Source organism: Agrococcus sp. SCSIO52902, from assembly GCF_022983135.1.
GTDB lineage: Bacteria > Actinomycetota > Actinomycetes > Actinomycetales > Microbacteriaceae > Agrococcus > Agrococcus sediminis.
Genome location: NZ_CP095269.1, coordinates 2343515 through 2369749, shown reverse-complemented (window position 1 = coordinate 2369749; position 26235 = coordinate 2343515). Strand labels below are relative to the sequence as shown.

27 protein-coding genes and 4 tRNA genes are annotated in these 26235 nt (G+C 72.8%); 21 read left to right on the top strand and 10 right to left on the bottom strand.

The genetic code is table 11. The annotated features are described in order from the left end of the window. Window positions 1-34 precede the first annotated feature (34 nt). The 4 genes from MU522_RS11680 to MU522_RS11665 all read right to left on the bottom strand — a co-directional run bounded on the left by MU522_RS11680 (window position 35) and on the right by MU522_RS11665 (window position 5261). Window positions 35-2173: a 3-hydroxyacyl-CoA dehydrogenase NAD-binding domain-containing protein gene (locus MU522_RS11680; protein ID WP_246991201.1), complete on the bottom strand. Its 2139-nt coding sequence runs from the start codon at window positions 2171-2173 to the stop codon at window positions 35-37. Further along, window positions 2173-3378, bottom strand: coding sequence for a thiolase family protein (locus MU522_RS11675; protein WP_128189168.1), 1206 nt, complete (start codon window positions 3376-3378; stop codon window positions 2173-2175). Before MU522_RS11675 ends, MU522_RS11680 begins: the two co-directional genes overlap by 1 nt. Before the next feature lie 73 nt (window positions 3379-3451). Then, the gene (locus MU522_RS11670) at window positions 3452-4672 is read right to left on the bottom strand and encodes a ribonuclease D (protein WP_246991198.1); all 1221 of its coding nucleotides are present in this window, start codon (window positions 4670-4672) and stop codon (window positions 3452-3454) included. Beyond that, entirely contained in the window at window positions 4665-5261 is a 597-nt protein-coding gene (locus tag MU522_RS11665; RefSeq protein WP_246991196.1) for a DUF3000 domain-containing protein, read from the bottom strand. The genes MU522_RS11670 and MU522_RS11665 overlap by 8 nt, the downstream gene beginning before the upstream one ends. Before the next feature lie 22 nt (window positions 5262-5283). Here MU522_RS11665 and MU522_RS11660 point away from each other — a divergent pair, with 22 nt between their 5' ends. Continuing rightward, window positions 5284-6459, top strand: a complete 1176-nt coding sequence (locus MU522_RS11660) for an alpha/beta fold hydrolase (RefSeq protein ID WP_246991186.1) — start codon at window positions 5284-5286, stop codon at window positions 6457-6459. A 1-nt stretch (window position 6460) separates the two neighbouring features. Here the strand turns inward: MU522_RS11660 and MU522_RS11655 are convergent, their stop codons facing one another. Beyond that, entirely contained in the window at window positions 6461-6877 is a 417-nt protein-coding gene (locus MU522_RS11655; protein WP_128189145.1) for a SufE family protein, read from the bottom strand. Continuing rightward, window positions 6874-7764 carry a sulfurtransferase gene (locus MU522_RS11650; protein ID WP_128189146.1) on the bottom strand — a complete coding sequence of 297 codons (891 nt, stop codon included), beginning with the start codon at window positions 7762-7764 and terminating at the stop codon, window positions 6874-6876. Before MU522_RS11650 ends, MU522_RS11655 begins: the two co-directional genes overlap by 4 nt. A gap of 120 nt (window positions 7765-7884) precedes the next feature. Here MU522_RS11650 and zapE point away from each other — a divergent pair, with 120 nt between their 5' ends. Continuing rightward, complete coding sequence (zapE, locus tag MU522_RS11645; RefSeq protein WP_128189147.1) at window positions 7885-8886, top strand: cell division protein ZapE; 1002 nt, start codon at window positions 7885-7887, stop codon at window positions 8884-8886. Here the strand turns inward: zapE and MU522_RS11640 are convergent. Next, on the bottom strand, window positions 8883-10085 hold the full coding sequence (locus MU522_RS11640) for a Na+/H+ antiporter NhaA (protein ID WP_246991182.1): 1203 nt from the start codon (window positions 10083-10085) through the stop codon (window positions 8883-8885). The two genes, zapE and MU522_RS11640, sit on opposite strands and share 4 nt — an antisense overlap. A gap of 167 nt (window positions 10086-10252) precedes the next feature. On the opposite strand from MU522_RS11640, the gene MU522_RS11635 reads away from it, so the two are divergent. Beyond that, complete coding sequence (locus MU522_RS11635; protein WP_128189149.1) at window positions 10253-11485, top strand: ammonium transporter; 1233 nt, start codon at window positions 10253-10255, stop codon at window positions 11483-11485. A 54-nt stretch (window positions 11486-11539) separates the two neighbouring features. On the opposite strand, the gene MU522_RS11630 is transcribed toward MU522_RS11635, so the two are convergent. Then, entirely contained in the window at window positions 11540-12217 is a 678-nt protein-coding gene (locus tag MU522_RS11630; protein WP_246991179.1) for an SDR family oxidoreductase, read from the bottom strand. Window positions 12218-12325: 108 nt separating this feature from the next. Between MU522_RS11630 and MU522_RS11625 the strand changes: the two genes are divergently transcribed. Further along, window positions 12326-12694, top strand: coding sequence for a four-helix bundle copper-binding protein (locus MU522_RS11625; protein WP_246991177.1), 369 nt, complete (start codon window positions 12326-12328; stop codon window positions 12692-12694). A gap of 59 nt (window positions 12695-12753) precedes the next feature. Here the strand turns inward: MU522_RS11625 and MU522_RS11620 are convergent. Beyond that, window positions 12754-12826 (bottom strand) — tRNA-Val (locus MU522_RS11620). A 157-nt stretch (window positions 12827-12983) separates the two neighbouring features. Between MU522_RS11620 and MU522_RS11615 the strand changes: the two genes are divergently transcribed. The 12 genes from MU522_RS11615 (at window position 12984) to ruvC (ending at window position 21250) form a co-directional block, all read left to right on the top strand. Further along, a tRNA-Gly gene (locus tag MU522_RS11615) sits at window positions 12984-13055 on the top strand. 37 nt (window positions 13056-13092) lie between these two features. Then, window positions 13093-13163, top strand: a tRNA-Cys gene (locus MU522_RS11610). Between the two features lie 14 nt (window positions 13164-13177). Further along, window positions 13178-13249, top strand: a tRNA-Val gene (locus MU522_RS11605). 132 nt (window positions 13250-13381) lie between these two features. Then, complete coding sequence (locus MU522_RS11600; protein WP_146356244.1) at window positions 13382-14113, top strand: hypothetical protein; 732 nt, start codon at window positions 13382-13384, stop codon at window positions 14111-14113. A 67-nt stretch (window positions 14114-14180) separates the two neighbouring features. Continuing rightward, complete coding sequence (thrS, locus tag MU522_RS11595) at window positions 14181-16091, top strand: threonine--tRNA ligase (protein ID WP_225792748.1); 1911 nt, start codon at window positions 14181-14183, stop codon at window positions 16089-16091. Between the two features lie 134 nt (window positions 16092-16225). Next, window positions 16226-16744, top strand: coding sequence for an HIT domain-containing protein (locus MU522_RS11590; RefSeq protein WP_146356467.1), 519 nt, complete (start codon window positions 16226-16228; stop codon window positions 16742-16744). Between the two features lie 39 nt (window positions 16745-16783). Beyond that, complete coding sequence (gene pdxS / locus MU522_RS11585) at window positions 16784-17674, top strand: pyridoxal 5'-phosphate synthase lyase subunit PdxS (protein ID WP_225792729.1); 891 nt, start codon at window positions 16784-16786, stop codon at window positions 17672-17674. Next, the gene (gene pdxT, locus MU522_RS11580) at window positions 17668-18270 is read left to right on the top strand and encodes a pyridoxal 5'-phosphate synthase glutaminase subunit PdxT (RefSeq protein WP_246993550.1); all 603 of its coding nucleotides are present in this window, start codon (window positions 17668-17670) and stop codon (window positions 18268-18270) included. The genes pdxS and pdxT overlap by 7 nt, the downstream gene beginning before the upstream one ends. Further along, window positions 18263-19189, top strand: coding sequence for a DMT family transporter (locus MU522_RS11575; protein WP_246991174.1), 927 nt, complete (start codon window positions 18263-18265; stop codon window positions 19187-19189). Before pdxT ends, MU522_RS11575 begins: the two co-directional genes overlap by 8 nt. Before the next feature lie 8 nt (window positions 19190-19197). Continuing rightward, window positions 19198-19872, top strand: a complete 675-nt coding sequence (locus tag MU522_RS11570; RefSeq protein ID WP_246991170.1) for a hypothetical protein — start codon at window positions 19198-19200, stop codon at window positions 19870-19872. Window positions 19873-19926: 54 nt separating this feature from the next. Then, entirely contained in the window at window positions 19927-20688 is a 762-nt protein-coding gene (locus tag MU522_RS11565; RefSeq protein WP_246991168.1) for a YebC/PmpR family DNA-binding transcriptional regulator, read from the top strand. A 4-nt stretch (window positions 20689-20692) separates the two neighbouring features. Then, complete coding sequence (gene ruvC, locus MU522_RS11560; RefSeq protein ID WP_128189156.1) at window positions 20693-21250, top strand: crossover junction endodeoxyribonuclease RuvC; 558 nt, start codon at window positions 20693-20695, stop codon at window positions 21248-21250. Here ruvC and MU522_RS11555 read toward each other — a convergent pair whose 3' ends face one another. After that, window positions 21251-21430, bottom strand: a complete 180-nt coding sequence (locus MU522_RS11555) for a hypothetical protein (RefSeq protein ID WP_246991166.1) — start codon at window positions 21428-21430, stop codon at window positions 21251-21253. A gap of 108 nt (window positions 21431-21538) precedes the next feature. Between MU522_RS11555 and ruvA the strand changes: the two genes are divergently transcribed. From ruvA to secF, 5 genes are all read left to right on the top strand, one after another. Continuing rightward, complete coding sequence (ruvA, locus tag MU522_RS11550; RefSeq protein ID WP_246991163.1) at window positions 21539-22135, top strand: Holliday junction branch migration protein RuvA; 597 nt, start codon at window positions 21539-21541, stop codon at window positions 22133-22135. Continuing rightward, window positions 22132-23145, top strand: a complete 1014-nt coding sequence (gene ruvB, locus MU522_RS11545; protein WP_246991160.1) for a Holliday junction branch migration DNA helicase RuvB — start codon at window positions 22132-22134, stop codon at window positions 23143-23145. The genes ruvA and ruvB overlap by 4 nt, the downstream gene beginning before the upstream one ends. 63 nt (window positions 23146-23208) lie before the next feature. After that, window positions 23209-23583, top strand: coding sequence for a preprotein translocase subunit YajC (gene yajC / locus MU522_RS11540; RefSeq protein ID WP_225792727.1), 375 nt, complete (start codon window positions 23209-23211; stop codon window positions 23581-23583). 3 nt (window positions 23584-23586) lie between these two features. Next, window positions 23587-25248, top strand: coding sequence for a protein translocase subunit SecD (gene secD / locus MU522_RS11535; RefSeq protein ID WP_246991158.1), 1662 nt, complete (start codon window positions 23587-23589; stop codon window positions 25246-25248). Further along, complete coding sequence (gene secF / locus MU522_RS11530) at window positions 25248-26219, top strand: protein translocase subunit SecF (protein ID WP_246991156.1); 972 nt, start codon at window positions 25248-25250, stop codon at window positions 26217-26219. The genes secD and secF overlap by 1 nt, the downstream gene beginning before the upstream one ends. Window positions 26220-26235: the final 16 nt, after the last annotated feature.

Sequence of the window (26235 nt, the reverse complement as noted above, 5' to 3'; positions counted from 1 at the left end):
GTCTGCCGGACTCCTGGGGCTCGGGTCGTGAGCCTCAGGCCTTCGGGCCGGCGATCGGCGGCTGGTGGAAGGTGCCGCCGAACACGCGCTCGGAGGCGCCGACGCGGTCGAGGTACGGCGTGATGCCGCCCATCTGGAACGGCCAGCCCGCGCCGAGGATCATGCACAGGTCGATGTCCTCGGCGGCCTCGACGACGTGGTCGTCGAGCATGCGCTTGATCTCGTCGGCGAGGCCGTCCTCGATGCGCACGCGCAGCTCGTCGGCCGAGAGCGCGACGGCGCCCGCGGGACGGTGCTTCGCCACGATCCTCCGGGCCCGCTTGTCGATCCCCTTGACCTCGCCCTTGCCGTCCTTCTCGAGCAGGATGCCCTGCTCGGCGAGCTCGTGCAGCGCCTTCGACTCGAAGAAGCGGTCGGGGAAGGCGCCGTGGTGCGTGTCGAGCACGTGCGCGCCGACCTTGAGCCCGACGAGGTCGAGCAGCACGAACGGGTCCATCGGGAAGCCGAACGCGCGCTGCGCCTCGACGACGTCCTCGAAGGAGGAGCCCTGCTCGACCGCGTGCATCGCCTCGCCGAGCAGCTTCGCGAGCACCCGGTTGACGACGAACCCGGGGGTGTCGCGCGTGATGACGGCGTTCTTCTTCAGGTCCTTCGCGACGCGCATCGCGGTCGCGAGGGTCGCGTCGTCGGTCGCGGGCGTGCGCACCACCTCGATGAGCGGCATGACCGCCACGGGGTTGAAGAAGTGGAAGCCGACGAGGCGCTCGGGGTGCGCGAGCCGCGCGCCGATCTGCTCGACCGACAGGCTCGAGGTGTTCGTCGCGATGACGGCCGTCTCCGACAGGTGCGGCTCGATCTCGGCGAAGACCTGCTGCTTGACGCCCAGCTCCTCGAACACCGCCTCGATCACCCAGTCGCAGCCGGCGAAGTCGGCCTTGTCGACCGTGCCGGAGATGAGCGCGCTGAGGCGCTGCTGCTCGTCGGTGGTGATGCGGCCCTTGCCCGCGAGCGCGTCGATCTCGCCGCGGATGCGCGCCACGGCCGCGTCGACGCGGCCCTGGTCGAGGTCGGTGATGACGACCGGCACTTGGAGGCGCCGCAGGAACAGCAGCGCGAACTGGCTGGCCATGAGCCCGGCGCCGATGATGCCGACCTTCGTCACCGGCTTCGCGAGCGCCGCGTCGGGCGCGCCGGCCGGGCGCTTCGCCCGCTTCTGCACGAGGTCGAAGGCGTAGATCGAGGCCACGAACTGGTCGCCCGGGATGAGGTCGGCGAGCGCGGCGTCCTCGGCGGCGAAGCCGGCCGCGCGGTCGTTCTTCCTGGCCAGCTCGATCACGTCGAGGGCGCGGTAGGGCGCGAGGGCGACCTTCCCGATCCGCTTCTCGAGCGTCTCGCGCGCGATCTTCAGGGCGATCGGCCACTTCACCGTGCGCTCGAGCGTGCCGGGCACGTGGGGGCGGTCGACCTTCGCGCCGCCCAGCACCCCGTCGGCCCAGCGGAGCGACGACTCCAGGAAGCTCGCGGGTCCGAACATCGCGTCGGCGATGCCGAGCTCGAGCGCGTCCGCGGGCTTCAGCACGCGCTGCTTGAGCGGGTTCTCGATGATCACCTTGAGCGCCCGCTCGATGCCGATCAGGTTCGGCAGGATCGTCGCGCCGCCCCAGCCGGGCACGAGGCCGAGGAACGTCTCGGGCAGCGCCACGGCGGGAGCCGCCGAGCTGATGGTGCGGTAGTCGGCGTTGAGCCCGATCTCGAGGCCGCCGCCGAGGGCGAGGCCGTTGATGAAGACGAACGTCGGCACCGGCGCCTCGTGGAGGAGGCCGAGCACGCGGTGGCCGAGCCTCGGCAGCTCGGCGGCCGTCTCGCGGTCGGGCAGGCTGCCGACGTTCGACAGGTCTGCGCCGGCGGCGAGGAAGTAGGGCTTGCCGGTGACCGCGATCGCGTCGACCTCGCCGGCGGCGCCGCGGGCGCGCTGCGCCTCGAGGGTGTCGCCGAGCTCGAAGAGCGTCGCGGGGCCGAGGGTCGAGGGCCGCGTGTGGTCGCGCCCGTTGTCGAGCGTGATGAGGGCGAGCGTCCTGCCGGAGGCGAGCTGCACGTCGCGCACGTGGCTGTGCGTGACGACCTCGTCGAACTCGGCGGCCGCGAGCCGCGGGAACTCGTCGCGGATGGCCATCAGATGCCCTTCCCGTAGCGCTTGTGGTGGGGGTTCTCCCAGATGACGGTGCCGCCCTGGCCGAGGCCGACGCACATCGCGGTGATGCCGAAGCGCACGTCGGGGCGCTGCTCGAACTGCCGCGCGAGCTGGAGCATGAGGCGCACGCCGGAGGAGGCGAGCGGGTGGCCGATCGCGATCGCGCCGCCCCACGGGTTGACGCGCGGGTCGTCGTCGGCGATGCCGAAGTGGTCGGTGAACGAGAGCACCTGCACGGCGAACGCCTCGTTCAGCTCGAACAGGCCGATGTCCTCGATCGACAGCCCGGCCTTCTTGAGCGCCTTCTCCGTCGAGGGCACCGGGCCGATGCCCATGATGTCGGGGTCGACGCCGGCGAAGCCGAACGAGACCATCCGCATCTTCGTCGTCAGCCCGTGCTCCTTCGCGGCGGCGGCCGAGGCGATGATCGACATCGTCGCGCCGTCGTTCAGGCCGGATGCGTTGCCCGCGGTCACGCGGCCGTGGTCGCGGAACGGCGTCTTCAGCCCCGCGAGGCCCTCCATCGTCGTCTCGGGGCGCGGCGCCTCGTCGGCCGTCGCGAGCCCCCAGCCGGCGGCGGACTGCGTCGCGACCGGGATGAGGTCGTGCTGGATGTGGCCCGCGGCGAGCGCCGCGGCGTACTTCTGCTGCGACCCGAGCGCGAAGCGGTCGGCCCGCTCCTTCGTCAGGTGCGGGAAGCGGTCGTGGATGCGCTCGGCCGTCTTGCCCATGTTGAGCGCGTCCATCGAGACGAGCTTCTCGGCGACGAAGCGGGGGTTCGGGTCGGCGTCGAGGCCCATCGGGTGCCGGCCCATGTGCTCGACGCCGCCGGCGACGGCGATGTCGTAGGCGCCGAAGGCGATGCCGCCGGCGACCGCGGTGACCGCCGTCATCGCGCCCGCGCACATGCGGTCGATCGCGTAGCCGGGCACCGAGACGGGGAGCCCCGCGAGCATGCCGACGGTGCGGCCGAGGGTGAGGCCCTGGTCGCCGGTCTGCGTGGTCGCGGCGACCGCGACCTCGTCGATGCGCTCGAGCGGCAGGCTCGGGTTGCGCTCGAGCAGTCCCGTGAGCGCCTTGACCGCGAGGTCGTCCGCTCGGGTCTGCCAGTACATGCCCTTCTCGCCCGCGCGCCCGAATGGGGTGCGGACGCCGTCCACGAACACGACGTCGTCGTCAGCCACGATGCCTCCTGATTGGGGTGATTGCGGCACCAGTGTAGGAACGCGCCCCCGGGCCCGAGGCGGCGGTTGCCGCTTCCTACGAGGAGGGCTCGGAGGGCTGGGCGGGCGCTTGGTCTGCCTCTACAAACGCGGCGGCGATCCTCTGTGCGGTCGCCGCAACCTGCCAGGGGCGCGCATCGCGGGCCCGGAGCGCAGCGGCGACCGCCTGCTCGGTGGGCTCGATCGGCTCCCACGCGACCCGCCGCAGCGCATCCGGGGTGAGCAGGTTCTCGGCCGGCATCGCGAGCTCCTCGGCCACCGCCTGCACGGCGGCGCGGGCGCGCTGCAGGCGCAGGTCGGCCTCGGGGCGCCGGCTCTTCCAGAAGCGGGGCGGGGGCGGCTCGTCCGAGCGCACGCGCAGCACCGGCAGGTCGTCGCTCGCGCGGCCGGCCTCGATCGCCGCCCACCAGCGGTCGAGCTCGCTGCGGCTCGCGCGACCGGTGAAGTCCTTGCGCGCGGCGAGGCGGCCCTTCGCCTCGATGTCGGCCATCGCGGCGGCGAGCAGCGAGCGGTCGGGCACGAGCCGGCCCGGCGCGGTGTCGGTGTCGCGGGCGAGCGCGTCGCGCGCGAGCCACAGCTCGCGGGCGACGGCGAGCTGGCGGCGGTCGCGGATCGCGTGGATGCCCGAGAGCCTGCGCCACGGCTCCTCCGCGGGGGGCTTGGGGCGGCGGGCGAGCGCGTAGGCGAACTCCTGCTCGGCGATCTCCTGCTTGCCCTGGGCCTCGAGCTCCGCCGCCAGCGCGTCGCGCGCATCCGGCAGCACCTCGACGTCGAGCGCCGCGTACTCCAGCCACGAGCGGGGGATGGGCCGGGCCGACCAGTCGCTCGCGCCGTGCTCCTTGCGCAGGCGCAGGCCCACGAGCCGCTCGGTGACGGCGGCGAGGCCGACGCGCTCGAAGCCCGCGATCCGCGCGCCGAGCTCGGTGTCGAACAGGGTGGCCGGCTCGAGGCCGACCTCGCGCAGGCACGGGAGGTCCTGGCTCGCGGCGTGGATGATCCACTCCTCGCCGCCGATCGCGTCCTGGATCGGCGACAGGTCGTCGATCGCGGTCGGGTCGATGAGCACGGTGCCGGTGCCGCGCCGGTGGAGCTGCACGAGGTAGGCCTTCGCGGTGTAGCGGAAGCCGTTCGCGCGCTCGGCGTCGACGGCGACCGGTCCCTCGCCCGCGTGCAGCCGCTCGGCCGCGCGCGCCAGCGCATCCGCGTCCTCGATGACGTCGAGCGGGCCCGACGCCACCGCCTCGGGCAGCTCAGCCACGCGTGCGCCTGTGCGCGTCGAGGCCCGCGGCGCCCGGCTGCACCGGCAGGCCGGCGATCGCGCACAGGAGGTCGGTCCAGGCGGTGAGGTGCGCGCCGAAGTCGTGGCCGGTCGGCGTCCACGACGCGCGCAGCTCGATCTGGGCGCCGTCGCCCTGCGCCGCGAGCTCGCCGAAACCGCTCGAGAGGATCTTGGTCGCGGTGCCCGACTCCGAGTGGTACTCGGCGCCGCGCTGCTCGAGCGCCTCCAGCAGGTAGGTCCAGGTGACCTCGGCGAGGAACGGGTCGACGCCGATCTCGGGGTCCTGCGAGGCCTGCGTGAAGCTGACGATGCGGAAGTCGCCGCCCCAGGCCTCCGGCTCCTCCGGGTCGTGCATGAGGATGAAGCGGCCGGTGCCGAGGTCGGAGTCGCGGCCGTGGCCCGTCACGCCGACGTCGGCGGCGATGGCGAACGAGAAGGGCGCGATGCGGCCCGGCGCCGGGATCTCGCGCACCGAGAGCTCGGAGCGCAGCTCAGCCCTGCGCAGCTGGTCGATGGCAGCGCGGAAGGCCTCCGGCTCGGGGGCGGGGGCTGCACTGCTCGTGTCCACCCGGCAAGACTACGATCGCACCGTGACGACCCGAGCGAGGCGCGCCGCCGCATCCACCCGCCCCGCGAGGTTCGCGATGGCCGCAGGCGGGGTGGTGGTCGCGGGCGCCGCCCTCGCCGTGACCGGTGCCTCCGCGGCGCTCGCCTCCATGCTCGTCACCCCGCCGCGAGAGCTCGTCGACGACATCCGGGTGCTCGGCCTCGACGAGCGCGGCGTGCGGCTCGGGCGCACCCCCGACACGGGGCTGCCGGGCCTGTACGCGCTGTGGGTGGGGGAGCGGCTCGTGGTGCTCGGACCCGTCGTGGCCGAGGACGCGCACAGCGTCGTGCGGGCGGTCGACGCGGGCGCACGTGAGGTGCTCGACGGCGTGGACTCCGCGCGGTGGTCGGGCTACGCCGTGCATCGGCCCGAGGAGGTGGCGGATGCGGTGGAGACCGTCGACGTCGCCACCGAGGTGGGCCCCGCGCCCGCGTGGATCATGGGCGACCAGTCGGCCGCCACCTGGTGCATCCAGGTGCACGGCCGCGGCGTCACGCGGCGCGAGACGATCCGGGCCGCGCCGGTGTTCCTCGAGCGCGGCATGCCCGTGATGGCGGTCTCCTACCGCAACGACACCGAGGCGCCGCCGAGCGGCGACGGCAAGTTCCGGCTCGGGCTCGATGAGTGGCGCGACGTCGACGACGCGATCGGCTTCGCGGTCGCGCGCGGCGCCCGCCGCATCGTGCTCATGGGCTGGTCCATGGGCGGCCAGATCGCGCTGCAGCTCGCCCGCCGCTCCCGGCACCGCCGCCGCATCGTGGGGCTCGTGCTCGACTCGCCGGTGGTCTCGTGGCGCGCCACGCTGCTGCTGCAGGTCGCGATCGCCAAGATGCCCGCCTGGCTGGTCGACACCGCCGTGGGCCTCCTCGAGTCGCCCGCGGCCGCGCTCAGCGGCAGCCGCAGCCTCGACTTCGACGAGCTCGACAACGTGCTGCACGCCGACGCCCTGTCGCAGCCCATCCTGCTGCTCCACTCGGCCGACGACGGGTTCGTGCCTGCCGACGCCTCCCGGGCGCTCGCCGAGGCGCGGCCCGACATCGTCGACTACCGGGAGTGGCGGACGGCCCGGCACACGAAGCTGTGGAACCTCGACCGGGCGCGCTACGAGCAGCAGATCCGCGGCTGGCTCGACGAGCACCGGATCGCGCCGCTCGACTGAGTCAGCGCTCCCGCACCTGCCGCTGGATGCGTCCGAGCATCCCGGCCATGCCGCGCAGGCGCAGCGGCGAGATCACGCGGTCGAGGCCGAGCAGGCGCGGCATGTCGGCGGGCACCGCGAGCACCTCGTCGCGGCTCGCGCCCTCGAGGCCCTGCGCGAGGATCGAGGCGAAGCCGCGCGTCGTCGGCGCCTCCGCCGGCGCGGTTGCGTGCACGTGCACCGCGTCGTCGACCTCGACGAACAGGTAGACGGGCGACTGGCACTCGGCGACGCGCTCCAGGAGGTCGGGGTGGTCGGCGTAGCGCTGGGGCAGCTCGGGCAGCTCGTCGGCGAACTCGAGCAGCAGCTGCAGCCGGTCGCGCTCCTCGACGGCCTGGAAGTCGTCGACGGTGCGCTGCAGGGCAGGGGTGAGCGTCATCGCGCGGGCACCTCGCCGGGCTCGGAGCCGACCACGATCGGCACGCCCACGAGCGAGCCCCACTCGGTCCAGGAGCCGTCGTAGTTGCGCACCTTCGGCAGGCCGAGCAGGTGCGTGAGCACGAACCAGGTGTGGCTCGAGCGCTCGCCGATGCGGCAGTAGGCGATCACGTCGTCGGCGTCGCGCAGGCCGGCGCCGTCGAGGTAGACGGCCTCGAGCTCCTCGCGCGAGCGGAACGTGCCGTCCTCGTGGACGGCGCGGCCCCACGGCACGCTCGCGGCGCTCGGGATGTGCCCCGCGCGCAGCGCGCCCTCGTCGGGGTAGGCCGGCGCCGTGGTGCGCTCGCCGGAGTACTCCTCGGGGCTGCGCACGTCGACGAGCGGGCGGCCGAGGTGCGCGAGCACGTCGTCGCGGAAGGCCCGCAGCGTGCGGTCGTCGCGCGCCACGACCGGGTAGTCGACCGCGGGCCGGCGCGAGGGCTCCCGCGTGAGCTCGCGGCCCTCCGCGATCCACTTGTCGCGCCCGCCGTCCATGATGCGCGTGCGATCGTGCCCGTAGAGCGCGAAGACCCAGAGCGCATACGTCGCCCACCAGTTGGCCTTGTCGCCGTAGAAGACGACGGTGGTGTCGCGCCCGATGCCCTTCTCACCCAGCAGGCGCGCGAACGCCTCGGGGGTGAGGTAGTCGCGCAGCACCGGGTCGTTGAGCTCGGTGTGCCAGTCGACCTTCACCGCGCCCGGGATGTGGCCGACCTCGTAGAGCAGCACGTCCTCGTCGGACTCGACCACCACCACGTCGGGGTCGTCGAGGTGCGCGGCCACCCACTCGGTGGAGACCAGGCGCTCCGGCGCGGCGTACTCGGCGAAGCGGGGCTCCGACTCGGTCATGGCGACTCCTTCCGCGCCGCGCGCGCACGCGGCTGTCCTGCCTGACTAGGCTCGTCCGGGGGAACGCCATCCTCCCACCGAAACTTCCCCGGACGCCGACGCGTCGACGAAGGAGCGCCCATGCCAGCACCGATCTCGCTCGTCGAGCGCCGCCCCGAGGCCAGCGCGGAGCAGATCGTCGCGGGCCTCACGCCGCCGCCGCAGTTCGACGGCGCGACGTTCGAGTCGTACCGGCCCGACCCCGCGCATCCGTCGCAGGCCGAGGCGCTCGAGCGGATGCAGGAGCTCGTGACGGCGTGGACGTCGCCGAAGCGCTCCCTGTTCCGCAAGGCGCCCGAGGTGCGGCCGGGCATCTACCTCGACGGCGGCTTCGGCGTCGGCAAGACGCACCTGCTCGCCTCGCTGTGGAAGGCGATGCCTGGGCCGAAGGTGTTCGGCACGTTCATCGAGTACACCGCGCTCGTCGGCGCGCTCGGCTACGCCGAGACGGTGCGGGCGCTGCAGGGCTCGCGGATCGTCTGCATCGACGAGTTCGAGCTCGACGACCCGGGCGACACGATGGTGATGACCCGCCTGCTCGGCGAGCTCGTCGCCGGCGGCTCGAAGCTCGCGGCCACGAGCAACACGCCGCCGAACGCGCTCGGGGAGGGCCGGTTCGCGGCCTCCGACTTCCTGCGCGAGATCCAGGCGATCGCCGACCGCTTCCAGATCATGCGGATCGACGGCGACGACTACCGCCACCGCGACATCACCGGGCACGCCCCGGTGACGCCCGACGACCGCATCGAGGCGGAGCTCGCGGGCCTCGACGGCACGGTCGCGGTCGACGACTTCCGCGCGCTCGTCGCGCACCTGTCGAAGGTGCACCCGTCGCGCTACATCGGGCTCGTCGAGGGGCTGCAGGGGCTGGGCCTGCGCGACGTCGAGGTGCTGCACGACCAGAACGACGCGCTGCGGTTCGTCGCGCTCGTCGACCGCCTCTACGACGCGCAGGTCGTGCTGCGGGCGAGCGGCACGAGCCTCGACCGCGTCTTCAGCGAGGAGATGCTCGGCGGCGGCTACCGCAAGAAGTACCTGCGTGCCATCTCGCGCCTCGTGGCGCTGGCGAACGAGACCGCCTAGCCCACCCCGTCGGTGCGCCGCAGGTACTCCTCGGCGTCGCGGGCGCGGATCTCGGCCGTCTCGACGTCGGGGTAGCGGCGGTTCAGGAGCGCCAGGTAGGTCGCGCCGAGGATCGCCGCGATGAGCGAGCCGGCGAGCACGCCGAGCGTGCCCTCGGTGATGAGCTCGGGGGTCGTGCGGTGGGCGAGCTCGTTCATGAGCAGCGCGACCGTGAAGCCGATGCCGCCGAGCAGGCTGATGCCGAGCAGCTCGCGCAGCAGCACGCGGCCGCCCTTCGGCACGCGCAGCGCCCACTGGCCGAGCAGGCCGGCCGCCGTGATGCCGATGAGCTTGCCGAGCGGCAGCGCGACGACGATCGCCCAGAAGACGGGGCTGAGCTCGCCGAGCGGCACCTGCGGGATCATCACCGACGCGGCCGTGAACGCGAACACCGGCAGCACGATGCCGTTCGTGAACGGCTCGAGCTTCTCGCGCGCCGACTCGGCGGGGGCGGGGGAGAGCACGAGGCCGAGCGCGACGCCCGCGATGGTGGCGTGGATGCCGCTCATCGCGACGAGCCACCACGTGACGGCGGCGACCACGAGCAGCAGGATGCGCAGCGGCCAGCTGCCGCGCTTGCCGCGGTAGGCGCGGCCGAGCAGCCAGAAGGCGACGACGCCGACCGCGGCGAGCCCGAGCAGCGGCAGCGAGAGCGACTCGGTGAAGAAGACCGCGATGAAGAGGATGCCGATGAGGTCGTCGATCACCGCGAGGGCGAGCAGCAGCGCGCGCACGCGCGACGGCAGGCGCTTCGCGACGAGCGCGAGCACGCCGAGCGCGAAGGCGATGTCGGTCGCGGTGGGGATCGGCCAGCCGCGCGCGCCGTCGGCGCCGGCCAGGTTCAGGTAGATGAGCGCCGGCACCGCGACGCCGCCCAGCGCGGCGATGGTCGGCACCGCGGCCTTCGAGACGCTGCTGAGGTCGCCCTGCGTGAACTCGTAGCGCAGCTCGATCGCGACGACGAAGAAGAACACGACGAGCAGCCCGTCGGTCACCCAGTGCGCGGCCGAGAGGTCGAGCCCGAAGACCGTGAACGGCAGGTGCATGTGCTTCAGCGCGTCGAGGCCCGGGCCGAGGCCGGTGTTGGCGATGACGAGGCCGAGGATCGCCGCACCGAGGAGGAGCATCGCCGACACCTGCGGGTTCCTGATCCACGTCATGGGATCCATCCTGGCATCCGGCCGCATGCCCGCCGTCGCCCGAAACGCGCCCGAAACACGGTCGCGCATCCGTAACCGAGACGAAACGCGACCGCGCCCGCCGGCGAAACCGCGCGGGGGGATCCTCAGAGCAGTCCCTTCCCGCGGATACCCCCAAGGAGCACCTCATGGATGCAGGCAGCATGGCCTTCGGCGTCGTCGCGACAGCACTCGTGCTGTTCATGACGCCCGGCCTCGCGTTCTTCTACGGCGGCCTCGTGCGCGCCAAGAGCGTCATCAGCATGATGATGATGTCGTTCGGGGCCATCGGCCTCGTCGGCACCCTCTGGATCCTGTACGGATTCAACATGGCGGCCGTCGAGTCGCCGCTGCAGTTCTCGGGCAACCCGTTCAGCGACCTCGGCCTCGCCGCCCTCGCCGCGGGCGAGAGCGCGAACACCGACCTGATCGGCGTCGCCTACGGCTCGACCTTCGCGATCATCACGGTCGCCCTCATCTCCGGCGCCATCGCCGACCGCGCCAAGTTCGGCGCCTGGATGCTCTTCGCCGGCGTCTTCGCCACCCTCGGCTACTTCCCGATCGCCGCGTGGGTGTGGGGCGGCGGCTGGGCCTACTCGCTCGGCGAGATGCTGGGCCTGCCCTCCGTCATCGACTACGCCGGCGGCACGGCGGTGCACATCAACGCCGGCGCGGCGGCCCTCGCGCTCACCTTCGTGCTCGGCAAGCGCATCGGCTTCACGAAGGGCGCCCACAAGCCGCACAACGTGCCGTTCGTGATCCTCGGCGCGAGCATCCTGTGGTTCGGATGGTTCGGCTTCAACGTGGGTGCGGAGTGGCTCAACGGCCTCGGCAACGCGGGACTCATCACGCTCAACACGCTCGGCGCGACCGCCGCGGCGATCTGCGCCTGGCTGCTCGTCGAGAAGCTGAAGGACGGCAAGCCCACCTCCGTCGGCGCCGCCTCGGGCGCCGTCGCGGGCCTCGTCGCCATCACTCCCGCGTGCGCCAACCTCACGCCCGGCTGGGCGCTGCTGCTCGGCGTCATCGCCGGCGCCGTCTGCGCCCTCGCGGTGGAGCTCAAGTGGAAGCTCGGCTTCGACGACTCGCTCGACGTGGTCGGCATCCACCTCGTCGGCGGCCTCATCGGCACGCTCTACCTCGGCTTCTTCGCGACCGAGACGGGCCTGTTCCTCGGCGGCGGCCCCGGCCAGCTGGCCGTGCAGGTCATCGCGGCCGTCGGCGTCATGGTCTACGCCTTCGTCGTCGCCTTCGTGATCGGCTTCGCGATCGAGAAGACGATCGGCTTCCGCGTCAAGAACGAGGACGAGCTGGCCGGCGTCGACCAGATCGTGCACGGTGAGGACGCGTACGGCTACGAGCTGGAGCGCGACCGCGTCTGACGCGCTCGAGCATCGGGGGAGGGGCCGGCGGGAGCCGGCCCCTCCTCTCGTGCGTCAGAGGGCGACGGAGCCGCGCACCCGGTGGCCGGTCGCGATCGACTCGCCGGAGGTCGTCGACCGAGGGGAGAGCAGGAACGCGATGAGCGCGGCGATCTGCTCCGGCGACGACTCGCCGGGCTTCCCGTGCGCGACGTCGTCGGCGGGCTCGGCGGTGACCGGGCCCGGGTTCACGACGTTGACGGCCACGCCCGTGCCGGCCAGCTCGTCGGCGAGGTGCTTCGCCGCGATGATGAGCGCGGCGTTGCGCACCGAGCCGGTGATGCTGCCGGTGATCAGCGCGTTCTGGCCGCTCACGCCCACGATGCGGCCGAAGCCGGCGTCGCGCATCGGCGCCTTCGCGGCGTTCGCGAGCCGCAGGAATGTCATCGCCTTCGCGTCGACCGCCTCCACGACCTGCGCGGGGTCGGAGCTGCGGGCGGGGTCGAGCGTCTGCGCGGGCGGCGCGGCGGCGACGACGAGGCCGTCGAGGCGGCCGTGCTGCTCGAGCACGCTCGCGACGGCGCCGGCGACGGACGCGTCGTCGGCGGCATCGAGGCGGAGGTCGGCGCCCTCGCCGCGGGCGGCGGTCAGCACGGTCGCGCCCTCGGCGCGCAGCACGTCGGCGACGGCGCCGCCGATGAGGCCGGTGCCTCCGACGACGAGGACGACGCGGTCGTTCAGCTGGAGATCCATGGCTCGACGCTAACGGGCCGAGGGCGCTCGTGGGGGACATCCAGCCTCCGGGCGTAGCGTCGGCCGCGAACCGATGCGCGGGCATCGAGCCCGCCGAGAGGAGCGATGATGCACCACGGACAGGAGCACGAGCACGAGCAGGGCGCCGGCGGCGCGGAGGTCGGCAGCCACGCGGCCCACGTGGCCGAGCTGGAGGCGTGCGCCGCGGCGTGCCGCGACTGCGCCCGCGCCGACCGGCAGGAGGGCATGGACGACTGCGCGGTGATGTGCGAGGCGTGCGCCGACCTCTGCGAGGTGACGGCGCGCATCCTCTCCCGCGAGGTGCCGCTGCCGCAGGAGGCGCGCGACGCGCTGCTGGCCGCGTGCGCCGCGGTCTGCCGCGCCTGCGCGGCCGAGTGCCGACGGCACGACGCCGAGCACTGCCGGGCGTGCGCCGAGGCGTGCGAGCAGTGCGCCCAGGCGTGCGAGGCGGCCTGAGCCGCGCCCGAGCGGATACGACGAAGGCCCCGGCGGATCGCCGGGGCCTTCGGTCTCGGTGGGCGATACCAGACTCGAACTGATGACCTCTTCCGTGTGAAGGAAGCGCGCTACCAACTGCGCCAATCGCCCGTGCCGCGCGAAGCGGACCGCACAAGTCTGCCACATCCGCGGGCGCGCGCGTGACCATCCCCGGGCGTCCGGCGGCGGATGCGCGACACGTGCGGGGCGATTTGGACATGCGGCTCGAGCGCGGGTATAGTCATGCGAGTGCTCAGCGATGAGCCCCGCGGATGTGGCGCAGTGGTAGCGCATCACCTTGCCAAGGTGAGGGTCGCGAGTTCGAATCTCGTCATCCGCTCGACAGCAATGTCATGAGAGTCAATCTCACACCACCTGGTGGGGTGGCCGAGTGGTGAGGCAGCGGCCTGCAAAGCCGTCTACGCGGGTTCGAATCCCGTCTCCACCTCGAGCACCCACTGAGGGCGATTGGCGCAGCGGTAGCGCGCTTCCCTGACACGGAAGAGGTCACTGGTTCGAACCCAGTATCGCCCACAGAGCAGAAGGCCCCGGTCTACGCCGGGGCCTTCGTCATACCCGCCGGATGAGGGCCTCCTCACGCGCGCCTCACGCGCCTCGGCGGCCGCAGTCGATAGACATGACGGCACCCGGCAGACAGGAGCGGCGATGCCCCGCACACGACGCGACCTCCTCGGCCTCCGCGCGCTCGTCGGCCACCGCCCGTCGCTCACCGTGCTGCTGATGCTGCTGGGCGCCGACGTCATGTTCTTCGCCGGCCACCTGCGCGCGAGCCGCAGCGAGTTCGAGTCGTCGCTGTCGTTCGTCGACATCGAGTACGGCCACCCCGAGGCCTTCCAGTCGCTGCAGTGGCTCTGGGCGATCGGGCTCGTGGTGCTGATGGCCGTCGTCTCGCGCCGGTGGCCTGTGCTCGGGCTCCTGCCACTGCTGGGCTTCTTCCTGCTCACCGACCGCTACTCGCTGCACGAGCGCGGGGGAGCGGCGCTCGTGCAGTCGCTCTCGCTGCAGGGCGCAGCGGGCCTCCGCGGGCAGGACCTCGGCGAATTGATGGTGCTGGCCGCAGCCGGGCTCGTGATCCTCCCCGGCCTCGTGCTCGGCATCCGCGCCGCCCGGCGAGCGGAGCGCCGCGACCTCGCGCGCACGCTCGGCATCGCCGGCATCATCCTGTGCTGCGGCGTCGTGCTCGACGCCGTCCACATCCTCGTCATCGCGGAGCCGAAGACCGGTGACGCCTTCGGCCTGATCGAGGACGGTGGCGAGATGCTCGGCGCATCGCTGCTCGTCGCGCACCTGTTCCGGATGTGGCTGCAGCCGGCGGCAGCCGCGGCACCGGTCGCCGCCGAGCCCGCGCTGCCGGAGCCGGTGTCCGTGCAGGGGTGAGGCGGCGATCTACGATGGTCTGGTGACCACCGGATTCGACCTCTTCTCCGACCGTGCCGTCGTCGCCATGCGCGTCGATGGCGAGCTGCAGGACCTCGCGCGCGAGGTGACCGAGACGGCGACGGTCGAGCCGGTGACGATCGACAGCCCCGACGGGCTCGACATCCTCCGCCACTCCGCCGCGCACGTGCTCGCGCAGGCCGTGCAGCGCGTGAATCCCGAGGCGCGGCTCGGCATCGGCCCGCCCGTGCAGGACGGCTTCTACTACGACTTCGACGTCGCCGAGCCCTTCTCGAGCGACGACCTGAAGGCCCTGCAGAAGGAGATGGAGCGCATCGTCAAGGCGGGGCAGCGCTTCGTGCGCCGCACCGTCACCGACGACGAGGCGCGCGCCGAGCTCGCCGACGAGCCCTACAAGCTCGAGCTCATCGGGCTGAAGGGCGGCGCGGCGACGGCTGCCGAGGGCGCCTCGGTCGAGGTCGGCGCGGGCGAGCTCACGATCTACGACAACGTCGACCCGAAGTCCGGCGAGGTGGCCTGGAAGGACCTCTGCCGCGGCCCGCACCTGCCGTCGACGCGGCTGATCGGCAACGGCTTCGCGCTCATGCGCGTCGCGGGCGCCTACTGGCGCGGCAAGACCGACCTGCCCCAGCTGCAGCGCATCTACGGCACCGCATGGCCGTCGAAGGACGAGCTGCGCGCCTACCAGCAGCGCCTCGAGGAGGCCGCGAAGCGCGACCACCGCAAGCTCGGGCGCGAGCTCGACCTGTTCTCCTTCCCGGAGGAGGTCGGCTCCGGCCTGTCGGTGTGGCACCCGCGCGGCGCGATCGCGCGCGGCGAGATGGAGCAGCACGCGCGGCGCCGGCACATCGAGCAGGGCTACAGCTACGTCTACACGCCGCACATCACGAAGCGCGACCTCTTCGTCACCTCGAACCACCTCGTCACCTACGGCGAGGGCATGTGGCCGCCCATCCACATGGACGAGGAGCGCGACGACGAGGGCAACGTCACGAAGCCGGGCGTCGACTACTACCTGAAGCCGATGAACTGCCCGATGCACATCCTCATCTACAAGGAGCGCTCGCGCAGCTACCGCGACCTGCCGCTGCGGCTGGCCGAGAACGGCACCGTCTACCGCAACGAGCTCTCGGGCGCGCTGCACGGCCTGACCCGCGTGCGCGGCTTCACGCAGGACGACGCGCACCTGTTCGTCACCCCCGAGCAGCTCGAGGAGGAGACCGCGAAGGTCCTCGAGTTCGTGCTGTCGCTGCTGAGCGACTTCGGCCTCACCGACTTCCGCCTCGAGCTGTCGATGCGCGACGACGAGAAGGAGAAGTGGATCGGCGACGAGGCCATCTGGGAGACGGCGACGGATGCGCTGCGGCGCGTCGCGCGCTCGACCGGGCTCGAGCTCGTGGAGGAGCCGGGCGAGGCCGCGTTCTACGGCCCCAAGATCGACCTCAAGGTGACCGACGCGATCGGCCGCTCGTGGCAGCTGTCGACCGTGCAGCTCGACTTCAACCTGCCCGAGCGCTTCGAGCTCGAGTACGCGGCCGCCGACGGCTCGAAGCAGCGCCCGATCATGATCCACCGCGCGCTCTTCGGCTCGATCGAGCGGTTCTTCGCGATCCTGCTCGAGCACTACGCGGGCGCGTTCCCGGTGTGGCTCGCGCCCGTGCAGGTCGTGGGCGTGCCGGTCGCCGAGGACTACGCCGACTACCTCGACGAGGTGGCGGCGAAGCTGCGCGCGCGCGGCGTGCGGGTCGAGGTCGACCGCAGCGACGAGCGGATGCAGAAGAAGATCCGCACGCACACGCTCATGAAGGTGCCGTTCCAGCTCATCGCCGGCGGCCAGGACCGCGACGCGGGCAGCGTCTCGTTCCGCTTCCGCGACGGCACGCAGGACAACGGCGTGCCCGTCGACGAGGCGGTGCGCCGCATCGTCGAGGCCATCGAGACGAAGGCGCACGTGTGACGGACGAGCCGCGCGACCTCGACGAGCCGGCGGAGCGGGCGGCCGTCCACCGCGACGCGCTGCCGGCCTTCGACCCGGCGGAGCCGCAGGAGCCGCCGCTCGTCGCGGAGCACTCCTGGGGCGCGCCGACGCAGATGTCGAGCGAGCTCCCCGGCGTGCCCGACCACTTCCAGCGGCTCTGGACGCCCTACCGGATGGTCTACATCCAGCAGGGGCAGATGCCCGAGGAGGACGCCTGCCCCTTCTGCCGCGCACCCGAGCTGCAGGACGACGAGGGCCTCATCGTGCACCGCGGCGAGACCTGCTTCGTGCTGCTGAACCTCTTCCCGTACAACACCGGCCACCTCATGGTCTGCCCGTACCGGCACGTCGGCATGTACGACCAGGCGACGACCGACGAGGTCGCCGAGATGGCCGTCCTCACGCAGACGGCGATGCGCGTGCTGTCGCAGGTGACGCGCTGCCAGGGCTTCAACATCGGCATGAACCAGGGCCGCATCGCCGGCGCCGGCATCGCCGACCACCTCCACCAGCACATCGTGCCCCGATGGTCGCTGGACTCGAACTTCTTCCCGATCATCGCGAAGACGAAGGCGCTGCCCATCCTGCTGGAGGACATGCGCCAGGACATCCAGGCGGCCTGGCCGGCCTGATCGCCCGATCATCCCGGCACCGCACGAAAGGCACCGATCATGACCGAGACCACCACCGGCTCGGCCCGCGTCAAGCGCGGGCTCGCCGAGATGCTGAAGGGCGGCGTCATCATGGACGTCGTCACCCCCGAGCAGGCGCGCATCGCCGAGGACGCCGGCGCCGTCGCCGTCATGGCGCTCGAGCGCGTGCCGGCCGACATCCGCGCGCAGGGCGGCGTCGCCCGCATGTCCGACCCCGACCTGATCGACGCGATCAAGGCCGAGGTCTCGATCCCGGTGATGGCGAAGGCCCGCATCGGCCACTTCGTCGAGGCGCAGGTGCTCGAGGCGCTCGAGGTCGACTACATCGACGAGTCCGAGGTGCTGAGCCCGGCCGACTACGTCAACCACATCGACAAGTGGCCGTTCACGGTGCCGTTCGTCTGCGGCGCCACCAACCTGGGCGAGGCGCTCCGCCGCATCACCGAGGGCGCGGCCATGATCCGCTCGAAGGGCGAGGCCGGCACGGGCGACGTCTCCGAGGCGACGAAGCACATCCGCACCATCAACCAGGAGATCCGCCGGCTCACGTCGATGTCGAAGGACGAGCTCTTCGTCGCGGCGAAGGAGCTGCAGGCGCCCTACGAGCTCGTCGCCGAGGTCGCCGAGGCGGGCCGCCTCCCCGTCGTGCTCTTCGTGGCTGGCGGCGTCGCGACGCCCGCCGACGCGGCGATGATGATGCAGCTCGGCGCCGACGGCGTCTTCGTGGGCTCGGGCATCTTCAAGTCCGGCAACCCCGAGGCGCGCGCCGCCGCCATCGTGCGCGCCACCGCCTCCTACGACGACGCGAAGGCGATCGCGGATGCGTCGCGGGGCCTCGGCGAGGCGATGGTCGGCATCAACGTGGCCGACCTGCCCGCGCCGCACCGCCTCGCCGAGCGCGGCTGGTGACCGCGGGCCGGCCCCGCGTCGGCGTCCTCGCGCTCCAGGGCGACGTGCGCGAGCACGTCGCGGTGCTCGAGGCGCTCGGCGCCGAGGTGGCGCTCGTGCGCACCCCGGCGCAGCTGGCGCAGGTCGCGGGGCTGGTGCTGCCGGGCGGCGAGTCGAGCGTGATCGACAAGCTGTCGCGGCTGTTCGAGGTGCGGGAGCCGATCATCGAGCGGATCGCGGGCGGCATGCCGGTGTACGGCACGTGCGCGGGGATGATCCTGCTCGCCGACCGCATCCTCGACGGGCTGCCGACCCAGCTGTCGTTCGGCGGCCTCGACGTCGACGTGCGCCGCAACGCCTTCGGCAGCCAGGTCGACTCCTTCGAGGCGGAGCTCGCGGTGCCCGCGCTCGGCGACGAGCCGGTGCGCGCGACCTTCATCCGCGCGCCCGCCGTCGAGCGCGTCGGCGCCGCCGCGACGGCGCTCGCCTCGGTCGACGGCCGCGTCGTCGCGGTCGAGCAGGGGTCGCTGCTCGCGACCGCCTTCCACCCGGAGGTCGGCGGCGAGCTGCGCTTCCACCGCCGGTTCCTCGACCGCGTGCGCGCCGCCGGTGCGTGAGCGCGTGCCCTGGCAGGCGCTCTGGATCTCGCTCGCCATCATCTGGGGCTCCTCCTTCCTGCTCATGAAGCTGGGGCTCGAGGCGCTGCACCCGATGCAGATCGCGACGCTCCGGATCGGCATCGCGGCGGCGACGCTCCTGCTGCTCGCAGCGGCGATGCGCACGCGGCTGCCGCGCGACGCGGGCACGTGGGGCCTCCTGGCCGTCTGCTCGCTCTTCCTCACCGCGATCCCGTTCACCGCGTTCGTGCTCGCCGAGACCCGCATCTCGTCGAGCCTCGCCGGCCTCGGCAACGCGATCACGCCCGTCGCGACGGTGCTGTTCGCGCTGCTGCTGCTGCCGAGCGACCGGCTCACGCCGCGCAAGCTCGCGGCGGTGCTGCTCGGCCTCGTGGGCGTCGTGCTCATCGCGCAGCCGTGGACGGCCGCGGCCGGCCCCGACCTCATCGGCTTCGCGATCGCGGTCGCGGGCGGCGCGTCGTACGGCGTCGGCTGGACGCTGAACCGGCGCCTCCTCGCGCACCGCGAGGTGCCGGGCATCGCGCATCCGACCGCGCTCATGGTGACGGGGCTCCCGATGGTGCTCGTCGCCCTGCTGGTCTGGAGCGGGCTCGAGGGCTGGTCGCCCGTCGCCGCGCATTCGCCGGAGGCCCTGCCGCTCGCGCTGCTCGCGGTCGCGGCGCTCGGCGTCGTCGGCACCGGCATCGCCTACATCCTGCAGTTCGAGGTCGTGCGCGCCGTGGGGCCGACGGTCTCGGCGACCGTGACCTACCTCATCCCCGTCGTCGCGGTCGGCCTCGGCGTGCTCGTGCTGGGGGAGCGCCTCGGCGTGTGGGAGGTCGTGGGGGCCGCGGTCGTGATCGGCGCCGGCATCCTCGTCGGGCAGCGGCCCCGGGTGCGCGCCGTCGCTGCTGGTTGAATCGGGGCGTGCAGCTCTACTCCAGCCGTCCCGTCGCCGCGGCCTGGCAGGTCGTCGCCGACCTCGCCGCGATCGCGACGATCGCCGTCAGCGTCTGGATCGCCCTGCAGGTGCGCGACGCGATCGCCTCGCTCGGCGGCTTCGGGCGCCAGATCGAGGATGCCGGCACCGGCTTCTCCACGACGCTCTCCGACGCCGGGGATGCGCTCGCGCAGGTGCCGCTGATCGGCGACGGCGTCGCGCAGCCGTTCCGCGACGCATCCGGGTCGGCCGACGACCTCGCCGCCGCCGGCACGGCGCTCACGAGCACGATCGAGCTGCTCGCCGCGACCGTCGGCACGGCGCTGTGGCTGCTGCCGACCCTGCTCGTGCTGCTCGTGTGGCTGCTGCCGCGGCTGCGCTTCGCCACCCGGGCCCGCGCGAGCGCCGCGCTCGCCCGCACCCGCGAGGGGCGCGACCTGCTGGCGCTGCGCGCCGTCGCGACCCAGCCGACGCGGCGGCTGCTCGCGACCGTCGCCGATCCGGTCGCCGCGATCCGCACGGGCGACGAGCCGGGCCTGCGCGCGCTCGCCGCGCTCGAGCTGCGGAGCGCCGGGGTGCGCGTCGCGGTGGCGGGACCGGGACCCGGGACGGGCCCCGGCGCTGGCGTCGCAGCGGCGACCCGAAAGGGTCGCCGCCCATAGCTCCAGCGCGCGCGTAGGATGGGGCGTCCCCCTTCACGCGACCAGGAGAGCAGCATGTCCGGACACTCCAAGTGGGCCACGACGAAGCACAAGAAGGCCGTCATCGACGCCCGGCGCGCGAAGTCGTTCGCGAAGCTCATCAAGAACATCGAGGTCGCCGCGAAGGTCGGCGGTGCCGACCTCTCGGGGAACCCGACGCTCGTCGACGCCGTGCAGAAGGCGAAGAAGACGAGCGTCCCCAACGACAACATCGACCGCGCGATCAAGCGCGGCGCGGGGCTCACAGGCGAGTCGATCGACTACACGACGATCATGTACGAGGGCTACGCCGGCGGCGGCGTCGCGCTCATGATCGAGTGCCTCACCGACAACAGGAACCGCGCCGCCGCCGAGGTGCGCGTCGCGATGACCCGCAACGGCGGCACGATGGCCGACCCTGGCTCGGTCGCCTACAACTTCAGCCGCAAGGGCGTCGTGTCGATCACGAAGGCCGACGGCGTCACCGAGGATGCGATCCTCGAGGCGGTGCTCGACGCCGGCGCCGAGGAGGTCGTCGACCAGGGCGGCGGCTTCGAGGTGCTCTCGGAGGCCGGCGACCTCGTCGCGGTGCGCTCGGCGCTCCAGGACGCGGGCATCGACTACGACTCGGCCGAGGCGGAGTTCGTGCCGAACCTCAAGGTCGAGGTCGATGTCGAGACGGCGCGCAAGGTGCTGCGCCTCATCGACGCGCTCGACGACCTCGACGACGTGCAGAACGTCTACGCGAACCTCGACCTCTCCGACGAGGTGCAGGCGCAGCTCGACGAGGACGAGTAGTCCCGTGCCGGCGTCGGTGCGCGTGCTCGGCGTCGACCCCGGGCTGACGCGGTGCGGCGTCGGCGTCGTCGACGTCGAGCGGCGCACGCCCACGCTCGTGCACGTCGAGGTGCTGCGCTCCGATGCCGACGAGGCGATCGAGCTGCGGCTGCTGCGCATCGCGCGCGGCGTCGAGGCGGCGATCGACGCCCACCGCCCGGATGCGATCGCGCTCGAGCGCGTGTTCGCGCAGGCGAACCTGCGGAGCGTCATGGGCGTCGCGCAGATCTCGGGCATCGTGCTGCGCGCGGCCGCCGAACGGGAGCTGCCGGTGGCGCTGCTGACGCCGAGCGAGGTCAAGGCGGCCGTCACCGGCTACGGCGCGGCCGACAAGCGGCAGGTGGGGGAGATGGTGCGCCGGCTGCTGCGGCTCGAGGCCGCGCCGAAGCCGGCGGACGCCGCCGACGCGCTCGCGATCGCGATCGCCGAGGGCTGGCGCACGCGCGCGCCCCGCGCGGAGCACTCGACGCCCGCGCAGCGCGCCTGGGCGGCGGCGGAGTCGGCTGCGCGCGCCCGGCGCTGATCAGCCCTTGTGCAGCCCGCGGCGGCCGATCTCGACCGCGCCCAGCGTCGACAGGATGAACATCGCCAGGCCTGCGGTGAAGACGATGCCCTCGATGCCGTCGGCCGTGATCGCGTAGCTCATCACGACGAACGAGCCCACGAGCAGCAGCATGAGGATCAGGAACTGGACGTAGCGCATGGGATCTCCGTGTCGAGCGATCGGCGGGCCCGCTCAGGCTATCAGCGCGCACTCGGTCGACCGGCGCGCCAGGCGGCCGGCGTCGGGGGCCCGGCCTAGGCTCAGGGGGTGATCTCCAGGCTCGACGGCACCGTGCTCGCCGCGCGCGGGCAGCGCCTCGTCGTCGGCGTCGGCGGCGTCGGCCTCGCCGTCGCGGTGACCCCCCAGACCTCGCTGACCGCCCGCGCCGGGAGCGCGGTCGCGCTGCACACGCACCTCATCGTCCGCGAGGACGAGCTCTCGCTCTACGGCTTCGAGACCGAGGCCGAGCTCGACGCGTTCGAGCTGCTCATCGGCGTGACGGGCGTGGGCCCGAAGTCGGCGCTCGGCGTCCTGGCGCACCTCACCCCCGATGCGCTCGCCCGCGCGGTCGACGCGCAGGACGAGCGCGCGTTCAAGGCCGTGAGCGGCATCGGGCCGAAGACGGCCAAGCTCATCATCCTGCAGCTGAGCGGCAAGCTCGTGGCACCGGTGGCGGCGCCCGCGACGCCGGGGTCGGATGCGCGGGCCGACGTGCTCACGGCGCTCACGGGGCTCGGGTGGCCCGAGCGCACCGCCGCCGACGCCATCGAGCGGGCGGCCGTCGCGGCGCCCGAGGCGGCCGGCACGACCGGCGCGCTGCTGCGCGCCGCCCTCGCCATCCTCGGACCGGGCGCGCGCCCGTGACCGACCCGCTGACCGACCCGGCCGCGACGCCGGACGAGATCGCCTTCGAGGGGGCGCTGCGCCCCACGAGCCTCGCCGAGTTCGTCGGCCAGCCGAAGGTGCGCGGCCAGCTCGAGGTGCTGCTGCAGGCGGCGCGGATGCAGGAGCGCACGCCCGACCACATCCTGCTGGCCGGGCCGCCCGGGCTCGGGAAGACCACCCTCGCGACGATCATCGGCGCCGAGACCGGCCGGCCCATCCGCTACTCCTCGGGCCCTGCCATCCAGCACGCCGGCGACCTCGCCGCGGTGCTGTCGGCGCTCGTGCCCGGCGAGGTGCTGTTCGTCGACGAGATCCACCGCATGGCGCGCTCCGCCGAGGAGATGCTGTACCTCGCGATGGAGGACTTCCGCATCGACATCATGGTCGGCAAGGGCGCGGGCGCCGCCTCGATCCCGCTCGAGCTCGCGCCGTTCACGCTCGTCGGCGCGACGACGCGCTCCGGCATGCTGCCCGCGCCGCTGCGCGACCGCTTCGGCTTCACGGCCCACCTCGAGTTCTACGACCCGGCCGACCTCGAGCGGGTGCTCGCGCGCTCCTCGCGGCTCATGGACCTCACGATCGAGCCCGCCGCGCTCGCCGAGCTCGCCGGCCGCTCGCGCGGCACGCCCCGCATCGCGAACCGCCTGCTGCGTCGCGTGCGCGACTGGCTGCTCGTGCACGAGGGGTCGAGCGACCTCGAGGGCGTGCGCGCCGCGCTCGAGCTGTACGACGTCGACGAGGCCGGGCTCGACCGCATCGACCGCGCCGTGCTGCACGCCATCGCCCACCGCTTCGCCGGCGGCCCGGTGGGGCTGTCGACGCTCGCGGCGGCCGTGGGGGAGGAGGCCGACACCATCGAGTCGGTCGTCGAGCCGTTCCTCGTGCGCGAGGGCCTCATCGGCCGCACGCCCCGCGGCAGGATCGCGACCCCGACGGGCATGCGGCACGCGGGCGCGCAGACGCAGGACGCGACGCTCGACGGGGTATGATGGGCCCTTGGTGCTGCGCGCAGCCGCGCAGGACGAACCACCCCTGAGAGGCCCCTTCCGACGATGCTGTTCCTGCAGACGACGACCACCGCCCAGCAAGGGTTCCCGATCGACCCGCTGACGCTCATCATGCTCGTCGTGCTCGCGGCGATGATCTTCTTCATGTTCCGCAGCAACAAGAAGCGCAAGGCCCAGGCCGAGGAGCTGCAGTCCCAGATGGTCCCCGGCGCCGAGGTGATGACGAACTTCGGCCTCTTCGGCGAGCTCACGGCGATCGACGAGGAGCGCAACGAGGCGCTCATCGAGATCGCGCCCGGCACCATCGTGCGCGTGCACCGCCAGACCCTCGCCCGCGTGGTCGACGACCACGCCGAGGTCGTCGAGGACCGCCGGATCGACGAGGCCGGCGACGCGGACGAGCCGCGCGACCGCGCCTGATCCGTGGCGAAGGCTCGTTCGCGGGGCGCCCGCGCGCTCATCTGGCTGGTGGTGCTGATCGCCGGCCTCGTCGGCGTCAACTTCTCCGCCGTGCAGTGGGGCGGCGGCTCCTGGAGCCCGCAGCTCGCGCTCGACCTCGAGGGCGGCACGCAGATCGTGCTCGCGCCCGTCGTCGCCGAGGGCGCGCAGGTCACCCAGGAGCAGCTCGACCAGGCGGTGGCGATCATCCGCCAGCGCGTCGACGCCTCCGGTGTCTCCGAGGCCGAGATCACCACGCAGGGCGGCCGCAACATCGTCGTCGCCATCCCCGGCGAGCCCGACGCGGCCACGATGCAGCGCATCCAGGCGAGCGCCAAGATGGAGTTCCGCCCGGTGCTGCAGTCCGCCGCCGCGAACGTGCCCGGCGAGACGCCCGCGCCGAGCGAGAGCACACCGCCCGCCGAGCCCGCCGCCACCCCCGAGAACGCGTGGGACCAGGCGTGGATCACGCCCGAGCTGCAGGCCGAGTTCGACGCCTTCCAGTGCGCCGACGTCGACACCACGACCGTCGCGCCCGCCGACCAGCCCTTCATCACGTGCTCGACCGACCAGACCGCGCGCTTCATCCTCGGCCCGGTCACGGTCGAGGGCTCCGACATCGCCGACGCGCAGGTCTCGGCCGCGACGAACTCGCAGGGCCAGGCCACGGGCGGCTGGGCCGTCAACCTCGAGCTCGACGGCGAGGGTCCGGCCGGCTTCGAGGCGACGACGCGCGCCATCACGGGCCTGCCCGAGCCGCAGAACCAGTTCGCGGTCGTGCTCGACTCGACCGTGCTCATGCCCATCTCGTCGAACGCCATCATCACCGACGGCAACGCGCAGATCACGGGCGGCTTCACGCAGGAGGCGGCGCAGGGCCTCGCCGACCAGCTGCGCTTCGGCGCGCTGCCGATCGGCTTCGAGGTGCAGTCGAACGAGACGATCTCGGCGACGCTCGGTGCCGACCAGCTGCGCGCGGGCCTCCTCGCCGGCCTCATCGGACTCATCCTCGTCGTCGTCTACTCGGTCTTCCAGTACCGCGCGCTCGGCCTCGTGGTCGTCCTGTCGCTCGGCATCGCCGCGATCCTCACCTACCTCACGGTGACCTTCCTCTCGAGCACCGAGGGCTACCGGCTCTCGCTCGCCGGCGTCGCCGGCCTCGTGATCGCCATCGGCATCACCGCCGACTCGTTCATCGTCTACTTCGAGCGCATCCGCGACGAGCTGCGCGAGGGCAAGCACCTCACGAGCGCGCTCGAGACCGGCTGGAAGCGCGCCTTCCGCACCATCCTGGTCTCGGATGCGGTGAGCTTCCTCGCCGCCGTGATCCTGTTCCTGCTGTCGGTGGGCAACGTGCGCGGCTTCGCCTTCACGCTCGGCATCACGACGTTCATCGACATCGTCGTCGTCGCGCTCTTCACGCATCCGCTCCTGCGCCTGCTGTCGCGCACGAGCTTCTTCTCCTCCGGCCACCGCTGGAGCGGGCTCGACCCGCAGGCGCTCGGCGCCGTCTACCGCGGCCGCGCGAAGTTCCGCGAGCCGGTCGCGGCAGGCAGGGGAGCCCGGTCGGCGAAGGAGGCGCAGAAGCGCCAGACGATCGCCGAGCGCAAGTCGGCCATGGCCGCCTCGAACGGCAAGGAGGACTGATGGCCTCGCTCACCAGCGTCGGCAACGAGCTCTACACCGGGGAGCGCTCGCTGCCGGTCGTCGCCAAGCGCAAGCTGTGGCTGTCGATCGCGGTCGGCATCCTCATCGCGCTCGCGCTCGGCACCATCATCCGCGGCGGCTTCGTCTTCGGCATCGAGTTCACGGGCGGCAGCGAGTTCCGCGTCACCGGCATCTCGGAGGCGTCGGCCGACGGCGCGGCGGAGGCCGTCGAGGCGATCGCGCCCGAGGCCGAGGCGCGCGCCGTCACGCTCGGCTCCGACACCGTGCGCGTGCAGACCGACGCCGTGTCGGAGGAGCAGGCCGCCGAGATCCGCGCCGCGCTCGCCGACACCTACGGCGTCGACAGCGGCGAGGTCGCGTTCTCGTTCATCGGCCCGTCGTGGGGCGCCGACATCTCGCAGCAGGCGCTGCGGGCGCTCGTCGTCTTCCTCGTGCTCGTGTCGATCGTGCTCGCCGTCTACTTCCGCACCTGGAAGATGTCGGTCGCGGCGCTCGCGTCGCTCGCCTTCGACCTGCTGGTCACCGCCGGCGTCTACGGCATCATCGGCTTCGAGGTCACGCCCGCGGCCGTCATCGGCTTCCTGACGATCCTCGGCTACTCGCTCTACGACACGGTCGTCGTGTTCGACAAGGTGCGCGAGAACACCGCGCCGGGCACGAGCGGCGAGCTGCTCGACAACATCAACCTCGCGGTCAACCAGACGCTCGTGCGCTCGATCAACACGTCGATCGTGGCGACGCTGCCGATCGCGGCGGTGCTCTTCATCGGCGCCCTGCTGCTCGGGGCCGGCACGCTCCGCGACATCTCGCTCGCGCTCTTCATCGGCACGATCGTCGGCACCTGGTCGTCGATCTTCGTCGCGGCCCCCGTCTATGCTCAGCTCAGGCAGCACGACGCGATCGCCGAGGTCACGGAGAAGCCGCGGAACGAGCGCGGGGCGGTCGTCTGAGCCGACGGGGAGGAGC